Annotated in this window: 8 protein-coding genes and 1 pseudogene; 3 read left to right on the top strand and 6 right to left on the bottom strand. The window is 67.3% G+C overall.

What is annotated here, in order from left to right:
- Positions 1-536 (top strand): annotated as a pseudogene (locus IEW15_RS24425) (hypothetical protein); the annotation flags it as partial.
- 19 nt (positions 537-555) lie between these two features.
- The gene (locus tag IEW15_RS24420; protein WP_188582983.1) at positions 556-1527 is read left to right on the top strand and encodes a PDR/VanB family oxidoreductase; all 972 of its coding nucleotides are present in this window, start codon (positions 556-558) and stop codon (positions 1525-1527) included.
- Between the two features lie 68 nt (positions 1528-1595).
- On the opposite strand, the gene IEW15_RS24415 is transcribed toward IEW15_RS24420, so the two are convergent.
- The 3 genes from IEW15_RS24415 to IEW15_RS24405 all read right to left on the bottom strand — a co-directional run bounded on the left by IEW15_RS24415 (position 1596) and on the right by IEW15_RS24405 (position 4408).
- Positions 1596-2717: an LLM class flavin-dependent oxidoreductase gene (locus tag IEW15_RS24415; protein WP_188582982.1), complete on the bottom strand. Its 1122-nt coding sequence runs from the start codon at positions 2715-2717 to the stop codon at positions 1596-1598.
- 108 nt (positions 2718-2825) lie between these two features.
- On the bottom strand, positions 2826-3269 hold the full coding sequence (locus IEW15_RS24410) for a flavin reductase family protein (RefSeq protein WP_268237205.1): 444 nt from the start codon (positions 3267-3269) through the stop codon (positions 2826-2828).
- A gap of 23 nt (positions 3270-3292) precedes the next feature.
- Positions 3293-4408: a cupin domain-containing protein gene (locus tag IEW15_RS24405; protein WP_188582980.1), complete on the bottom strand. Its 1116-nt coding sequence runs from the start codon at positions 4406-4408 to the stop codon at positions 3293-3295.
- A gap of 179 nt (positions 4409-4587) precedes the next feature.
- On the opposite strand from IEW15_RS24405, the gene IEW15_RS24400 reads away from it, so the two are divergent.
- Positions 4588-5214, top strand: a complete 627-nt coding sequence (locus tag IEW15_RS24400; protein ID WP_188582979.1) for a TetR/AcrR family transcriptional regulator — start codon at positions 4588-4590, stop codon at positions 5212-5214.
- A 5-nt stretch (positions 5215-5219) separates the two neighbouring features.
- Here IEW15_RS24400 and IEW15_RS24395 read toward each other — a convergent pair whose 3' ends face one another.
- Genes IEW15_RS24395 through IEW15_RS24385 form a run of 3 tightly spaced genes read right to left on the bottom strand, consistent with a single transcriptional unit; the run spans position 5220 to position 8122 of the window.
- Positions 5220-6566 (bottom strand): TRAP transporter large permease, encoded by a 1347-nt coding sequence (locus IEW15_RS24395; protein ID WP_229708742.1) that lies wholly within the window; start codon positions 6564-6566, stop codon positions 5220-5222.
- The gene (locus IEW15_RS24390) at positions 6563-7051 is read right to left on the bottom strand and encodes a TRAP transporter small permease (protein ID WP_229708740.1); all 489 of its coding nucleotides are present in this window, start codon (positions 7049-7051) and stop codon (positions 6563-6565) included. Before IEW15_RS24390 ends, IEW15_RS24395 begins: the two co-directional genes overlap by 4 nt.
- 30 nt (positions 7052-7081) lie before the next feature.
- On the bottom strand, positions 7082-8122 hold the full coding sequence (locus IEW15_RS24385) for a C4-dicarboxylate TRAP transporter substrate-binding protein (protein ID WP_188582977.1): 1041 nt from the start codon (positions 8120-8122) through the stop codon (positions 7082-7084).
- Positions 8123-8303 lie beyond the last annotated feature (181 nt).

The raw sequence follows: 8303 nt of genomic DNA, 5'->3' as shown, positions 1-8303 counted from the left end.
GTCACATCACCCGAGGGAATCAGCCCCGCAGCGCGGGGGCAAGCGGACATCGACAGGGTTGGAGCCCATTCTGCAACAGGCTCCCCTATGCCTTTCAAAAGGCGGTCGCGGATGTCGAGGCGCCCATCGACCTGACCTTCGAAACCCGGTGGGATCTGCCATCCTGTGTGCGGTTGCGGATCACCGGCAGCCCCGCGGGTGCGGGCGGCACGGTCTTGTTCGAGACGATGAGCGCGCATATCCTGACGCCTGAAACCGAATGCAGCGCGCATTATTTCTTCGTCAACAGCCGCGATTATGCCGTGGGCGACCCTGAGATCGACGCGCGGGTCCGCGCCTGGCAGCGGCAGGGCTTCGATGTCGAGGACAAGCCGATTCTTGAGGCTCAACAGCGCCGGATCGGCGGTCACGACATCATGACATTGGGGCCGGTGCTGCTGCCCACCGATGCCGGGGCGATCCGGGTGCGCCGCATCCTGGCCGCGCGGATGACGGCCGAGGGGCTGCCCGCCGCTGCCGCGGAGCACGGCGCATGACAGCGGGCCCGATGGCCCCATGACGCTGCGGGTCGACCGCATCGAGCGGCAGACGCCGGACATCCTGTCCTTCCGGCTGGTGGACACGGGCGGCGAGGCGCTGCCCGCGGCATCCGCCGGTGCCCATGTCGACATCCTCACCCCGTCGGGCCAGGTACGGCCGTATTCGCTCTGCGGCGATTTGGCCGACCGCGCCGCCTATCTGATCGCGGTGAAACACGAGCCGGAGGGCCGGGGCGGCTCGGTGTCGATGCATCAAGGCGTGCGGATCGGCGACATGATCCGGGTCGGGCGGCCACGCAACGCCTTTCCGCTCGACGATACCGACGCGCCGGTGGTTCTGCTGGCGGGGGGCGTGGGCGTGACGCCCCTGCTGGCCATGGCCCGGCGGCTGGTGACGGAAAGGTGGGCGTTCGCTCTGCATTATTTCGTGCGCGGGCCGGATCACGTCGCCTTTCGCACGGTGCTGGAACGCGCCGATCTGCGCGCGCATGTGCATCTGCACCAGGGCTGCGGAGCTGAAGAGACCGTGCAGCGTCTCGATACCATTCTGGGCGCGGTGCCGGGGCCGGTGAAGGGTGTCGGCGGGGGCGGGGTCTGGCTCTGCGGGCCACGGCCTTTCATGGCCGCGGCCCGCCAGCTTGCCCAGGGTCGGCTGGCGCCGGGCCGGCTTCATGCCGAGGATTTCGCGGCCCCGGCCGCGCCGGCGCCAGAGGATGGCGAGCGGACCTTCGAGGTGGTGCTGGCCAGATCCGGCCTGACCGTGCGGGTGCCGCCCGGCGTGACCATCGCCCGGGCGCTGGCCGGGGCCGGCATCGCCGTTCTGATGTCCTGCGAACAGGGGATCTGCGGAACCTGCCTCACCCGCGTGCTGGCCGGCCGGCCGGATCATCGCGACCAGTATCTGCTCGACGACGAGAAGGCCGCGGGCGACCGGATGACGCTGTGCGTCTCGCGCAGTCTGGATGCGCGGCTGGTTCTGGATCTGTGAGCCTGGGTCCGCGCTTGTAGAAGAGGGCGCCGCGATCGCCGCGGCGCTCCCGTTGGACGGGATCTGCTTCAGCGGCGGAAGCTCCGGCGCAGGCCGGCCTGTTCCATCAACGGCATGACGCCGCTGTTCCAGCGCTCCAGCCCGTCGTGATAATCCACCCAGGTCAGCAGCGCGCCGGCGACGCCCACGCGCGACAGCATCTCCAGCGTGTCGACGATCTCTTCCGCCGTGCCGACCAGCGGGAAGCCGCCGGCGCCGGCGGCGAAGCGCAGCGAGAAGGTCTCAAGCACGGCGGGCGGCATCAGCTTCGTATTGGCGGCCTGACCGGCCATCCAGCCCGCGAGGGCGGCCTGGTCGCGCTTTTCGACCGCGTAGTGATGCAGATAGGCTTCGGCTTCCTGCCGGGTCTCGCGCTGGACGACATAGGTGTGGATCCACACCTGGACCTCGCGGCCATAATGGTCGCGGGCGAGGGCCTTGTAATCCTCGACCTGTCTGCGGCAGCTTTCCTCATCCTCGGACTTCAGGATGATGAAGCACAGATCGGCATGGGCCGCGGCGAAATGCTGCCCGCGATCGGAGCCGCCGGCGTTCATGATCGGAACATGCGACTGGATCGGCTTCGGCGACGACATGCCCCGGATGACCTTGAAGAAATCGCCGTCGTGATCGAATTCCTCGGTCTCGGTCCACAGCCGCCGCAGCACGGACAGCCATTCCTCCGCGTGATCATAGCGGTGGTCGTGCTCTTTCATCGGGTTTCCGAACATCTCCAGCTCGGCCTTGTTCCAGCCACCGACCACGTTCAGCGCGAAGCGCCCGCCCGAGATATGGTCGATCGTGGCCCCCTGCTTCGCCGCGAGGATGGGGTGAATGGTGGGCACATGAGAGGTGGCGAAGATCGCCGCATAGCTGGTTGCCTGCGCGATGCCGGCGGCGAAGGTATAGGGTTCGAACACCGTGCCCGACGGGTGGTTCGGCTGGTCGGCGACATACCCCTTCCAGCGCGCGAACGGCACGATCGCCTCGAACCCCGCGTCATCGGCCATGACCGCCGATCGCAGCGACTGCGACCAGTTGAGCGGCCTCTGCTCCGGCACCGTCGTCATCGAGGCGCCCTTGCCGTTGATGCAGAAGATCCCGAGCTTCATTTTGTTGTCGTTGTGGATCGGATTGGTGATGTGGGTCATTCCCGGATGCTCCTCCTGTCGTTGATCTGCGTTTATTGCCCGGGGCCTCTTGGGGTGGGGCCAGGGGGTGTCATGGTCAGGGGGTAGTACTCAAGGGGGCGTAGTGGGTCAGGCGGCGGCCGGCGGCAGGGGCGCGCCGATCCGGCGATAGGCGCCGCGGAAATGGATCAGCGGCTCCTCGTCGCCGCCATGCATGGCGACCGGGCGGCCGATCACGATCGAGTGATCCCCCGCCTGGAGCCGTTCGTGCAGCGTGCATTCGATGACGGCCAGCGCCCCCGCGATCTCCACCTGACCGCTGGGGCGGATGCGATGCGCCACATTGCGGAACTTGGCGCCCGACCTGGTGGCGAAGACGTCCGAGATGGCGCGTTGCGACTGCGCCAGATAGTTGATGCAGAACCCGCCCGATCTGAGCACCGCGCCCAGGGTTTCGGAACTGTCGGCGAGGCAGGCCAGGAACAGCGGCGGCGACAGCGACAGCGAGGTGACGCTGGTCAGGGTGAGCCCGTGAAGATGGCCGTCGGTGTCGGTGGCGGTGACCACGGCCACTCCTGATGTGATGATCTGCCGGCTCAGGCGCCGGTCTGGCGCGGCGAGACATAGCCCTTCTGGCCGTCTTCGTTGCCCAGAGACAGGATCGGATCGCCGGGATTTTCCTGCCACAGCAGCGAGCCCATCGCGATGTGCAGCGGATGATCCTGCACGGTCAGAACCGTCCAGCCCTCGGCGCCATGGTAATGCGCGTGTTCCACCCAGCCCGGTGCCGAGAACAGCAGATCGCCGGCCTTCCAGTCGATCCGCTCACCGCCGACGATGCTGTGGCCATAGCCGCGGATGTGATAGTTGATCGAGGCCGAGATGTGGACATGACCGCGTGCGCCGGCATAGGGCGGCGTGCCGGGCGCGGCACCGCCATAGGTGGCGAAATGAACGGGCGTGGTGCCCTGCCGCCGCTCGGTCGCGGGGTTGTAGAGCAGCCAGATGTTGCGCTTCGCGGGGTCGTTGTTGTCGCCGGCATGGATCGGCAGATAGGGCGCCATGTCCTTCCACGCCCAGTGGCGCGGCGGATTGGCGACCGGCTCGATATCGGTCAGATATTCGTATCCGCGCAGATCGGCAGCGGTGGCCAGACGATGCGCCGGCGCGTTCAGCCGGTTATAGCGCGCGCCAAGGTCGCCGGTAACCGACACCGCGGGCTTGCGGGGAACGGCCAGGGTGCCCGCGGGCAGCGTCTCGGCCCAATAGCCGCCGCTGCGCCGCAGAAGCGGTGCATTGGAATAGCTGAGCCAGACCCAGGGCGTGCGGCCGGTGTTGTGATGGCTGCAGACCTGCATCGGCGGCACGGTCCAGACGTCGTGCCGCTCGACCCGGAATGCCGTGCCCACATGCACGGTCCCTTCGCCTGAGATGGTGGTCTCCAGCAGGGCGTGGTTGCCCCGTCGCGGCGGGGTGCGCTCGCCGGGCTTGAGCACGTGGATGGTGACCTCGGTGACCGGCGTCAGGCTGGGGATGCCGTCGGTCGCGCGCGGATGCACCACGCTGGCGGCGCGCAAGCCGGCGACCGGCGTCTCATCCAGCAGACGGTCGACCTCGCGCTCGATAGCCTCTTTGGGCACCAGCAGCGGCGCCCAGGGCAGATCGGCGACCGCGGCGGCGGTCGAGGGGGTGGCAAAACCGAAATCGGGCATCATGTCCTCCCGTTCTTGTTCTCATGCGGCTGGTTCTCATGCGGCAGGTTCTCATGCGGCGGACTGTAGTCAATCGACTACAGTCCGTTATAGTTGTAGTCGGTGGACTACATGGCGTAAACAGTTTGTTGCGCCGGGGGCCGGCCACCGGCACCGGAGCGGCAAACAGAGGAGCGACCATGGCGGGCCACAGACCGCAGGGCAGGGAAGAAACCCGTGACGCGCTGGTGCGGGCGGCGGATGCGCTGTTCGCTGAGAAGGGGCCGAATGCGGTGACGGTGCGCGAGATCGCCGCGCGGGCCGAGGTCAATCATGGCCTGGTGCATCGGCATTTCGGATCGAAGGAGGCCCTGCTCGACGCGGTGCTCGACCGGCATATGGCGGCATTCAAGACCGCGCTCCGCTCCGCCGGCACCATCGACGAGGCGATCCCGGTGCTTCAGGCGGTGCAGCAGGACCGTCCGGGCTTCGCGCGGATGATGGCCTTCCTGATTCTGGAACGGCGCGCGACCGAAGATTTCACCCGGCCGGCCGGCGGCACGGCGGACCTGGCCGACATCATCCGCAGCGGCGGCCCCGCCGATGACGATGCCGCACGCGCCGCCGCCGCCATGGTGACCGCCTTCAGCCTGGGCTGGACCCTGTTCCGCGACTTCACGGTCACGGCCGCCGGCTGCCGGCAGAGCCCGGGCGACATGAACCGGATGGCGATGGCGGCCCTGCTGGCCCTGGCCCGGCCGCCGGCGGAACCGCAGGGGCCGGAACAGAGGCCGGAACAGGGGTTGGAAGGGGGGCCGGAGGTGTAGCCCCGCTACATCAGGCTGGGGATCAGCAGCGAGATGATCGGGAAGGCCATCAGCAGCGCGACCACGACCACCTCCAGCACCAGAAAGGGCGCGATGCCGGCGAAGACATCGCGCAGCGGCACATCGTATTCCCGCGGGATCGCCGCCTTGACCATGAAGGCGTTCAGGCCCAGCGGCGGGGTGACCAGTCCGATCTCCAGCATCTTCACGAAGATGACCGCATACCAGATGATGTCGAAGCCAAGTTCCTCGACGATCGGCAGGGTGACCGGCACCAGCAGCAGAAGAATGCCGGTTGGATCCAGGAACATGCCCATGACGGTCAGCAGCGCGACGATCGCCAGCATGGTTTCCCAGCGGCCCAGATCGGCGGCGGCGGTCAGGCTCAACAGATCGGCCGTGAGGTTGGAACTGGCCACCAGCGAGATCATCACCTTGGCGCCGAAGGCCATCACGAACAGCAGCGCCGATTGCAGCGCCGCCTCTCTGACCGCACCGGCCAGCGAGGCGAGATTGATCCTGCGCCGCGCCACGCCGATCAGGGTGGCGACCAGCACGCTGACCGCCGCGGCCTGGATCGTGCTGAACAGGCCGGTGAAGACCCCGACCGCGATGATCGCGAACAGCAGCGTCGCGGGCCACAGACCGATGACGGCCCGCAGTTTTTCAGCGGCGGTCACCCGCTCCGCCCGCCGGGGTGCGGCCTCTGGGCGCAGCCTCACCCAGATCTGAACCGTGATGAAATAGCCGAGCAGCGTCAGCAGCCCGGGCAGGATTCCGGCCAGCAGCAGCTTGCTGACCGACACCTCGGCCAGAATGGCGAACAGCAGAAACGGGATGCTGGGCGGGATCATCGATCCCACCGTGCCGCCCACCGCGACGGTGCCGGTGGCGAGCCGGCGGTCATAACCATGCGCCATCATCTCGGGCACCGAGATCCGCCCCATCGCGGCGGCGCAGGCGAGGCTGGAGCCCGACAGCGCCGAGAAGCCGCCGCAACCGCAGATGCAGGCCATGGCCAATCCGCCCGGCATCCGCCCGACCAGGGTCCGCATCGACCGGAAGACGTCGGTGGTGATGCCGGCCTGGTGTGCGACCACCCCCAGCAGGATGTAGAGCGGAATCGTGCTGAGTTCATAGCTGTGGACGAAGCGGAACGGCACGTCGGCCAGGATCGAGGTCACCGGCCGGATCGCCGCCGCCAGATCCAGTCCGATGCCCGGATCATAGCCATAGATGCCGATCAGGCCGGCGATCGCGCCGATCAGCAGGGCATAGGCGATCGGCACCCGGATCGCGACCAGCAGCATCGACAGGCCGAAGGCGGCACCGGTCAGAAGACTTGGGGTCATGGACGATCGTCCTCCGCTGCCATGCGCCGGGCGGCTTCGTGCGGCCGGACCAGGTCGACCAGACAGGCCAGGACGCCGCCGGCGGTGCCGAGCAGCACCATGGCGCGGGCCGGCCATTCGGCCAGTTCAATGAACCCGATATTGACGGAGTGGTTCAGGATCGCGCGATCCAGCGCGAACCACGCCGCCCAGCCGAGCGCGCCATATGTGATCAGGCCGCAGAGCGCCGTCACCACGTCCAGCGGCCGCTGGACAGCCGCCGGCAGATGCCGGGTCAGCGCATCGACCGTGATGTGCCGGCGGTGCAGCACCAGCAGCACCTGCGGCAGGAAGGCGACCACAACCATGGCCTCTGCGACCAGCAGATCCTCGTCGGGCATCGCATGGCCGATCAGGCTTGAGAGCACCGCCACGCCGACATAGAGGGCGCAGAAGGCGAGGGCCGCCGAAATCACCCAGCCGATCGCGGCTTCCCCGCGTGTCACGATATATCCAGACATCACGCGAACCCGATCTCACTGCCGGGCCCAGGGATAGCCGTTTGCCTGAAGCTCGGCGGCATAGGCTTTCTGCAGCGCCTGAAACTGCTGCAGCACGCCCGGATCGCCGCGATCCAGAAACGCCTCGACCGTGTCCTGCCCGGCCGCCGTCAGCCGGTCGTGGTCGGCATCGGGCAGGGTGTGGAAGGTCACGCCATGATCGGATGCCAGTTCCGTCTTGATCTGATTGAAGCTTTCCAGGCTGTAGCGGGCATAGTCGACGGAATAGGCCTCGCCCGCCTGCACCAGAACCATCTGCAATGCCGGTGTCAGCCGCTCGAACTTGCGCTTGTTCATCACCAGACCGAAGGCGAGGTTCTGGCCGAAATCGAGCATGGTCACATGCGGTGCGACCTCATATTGCCGATAGGGCAGGATGGTCGGTACATAGGTCTGGGCGCAGGCGATCAGCCCGCGGTCCAGCGCCTGATACACGTCGGGCGTGGTCACCGACACCATCACGGCGCCGAAGGTTTCGAAGGCCAGCGAATGGGGCGGGTTGGCGCGGATCTTCATGCCGTCGAGCTGATCGAGCGAGGTCAGCGGCTCCTTGCAGATCAGAACCACCTCGGTCGTGGTCGAATTGGCCAGAAGCACGGTGTTCTGGGCGTCGAATTCGCCCTTCACCACCGGGTTGGTCCGGACCAGTTCCATCATGCTGGCATTGCCGACCCAGGGGTCGGTGCTGCCGACCGGCAGGTCGCCGACGCGGTAGTTGAACAACTCGGCCGGCGTATAGACGGCGATGAACGATCCCAGATCCGCCACCCCGTCACCGACGCCGCGCAGCACGTCCTTGGCCGCGATCAGCGCGCCGCCGAAGGTGATGCGGATGTCCAGCTCGCCGCCCGATGCCTCGCGCACCCGCTCGGCATAGGCCTTCAGCAGATCGGCCTGCCATCCCCGGTCAGGGCCGTATTGTGTCAGCGACAGCGATGTCCTGGCCGCGGCCTCGCTCGCCGGCAGCCCCAGCGCCAGCACGCATGCCATCGCCGCCGTCGTCACGGATGTCTTCATGATGTCCTCCCGTCGGGTTCTGCTGCGTTGCGACCCGTCATCAGAACCAATGTCAGAACCACCGGGGGAATCGTTGAAAACTTCGGAAAGTCTCTTTTTCAGGAGCCTGTTGCAGAATGGGTCTTCGGAATGTGTCGCGATCGCAGTGAGATCCGCCCTTGAGCCTGCGGCCGGCGCCTGA

This window comes from Tistrella bauzanensis (assembly GCF_014636235.1).
Taxonomy (GTDB): Bacteria; Pseudomonadota; Alphaproteobacteria; order Tistrellales; family Tistrellaceae; genus Tistrella; species Tistrella bauzanensis.
This window is presented reverse-complemented; position numbering and strand designations above follow the sequence as displayed.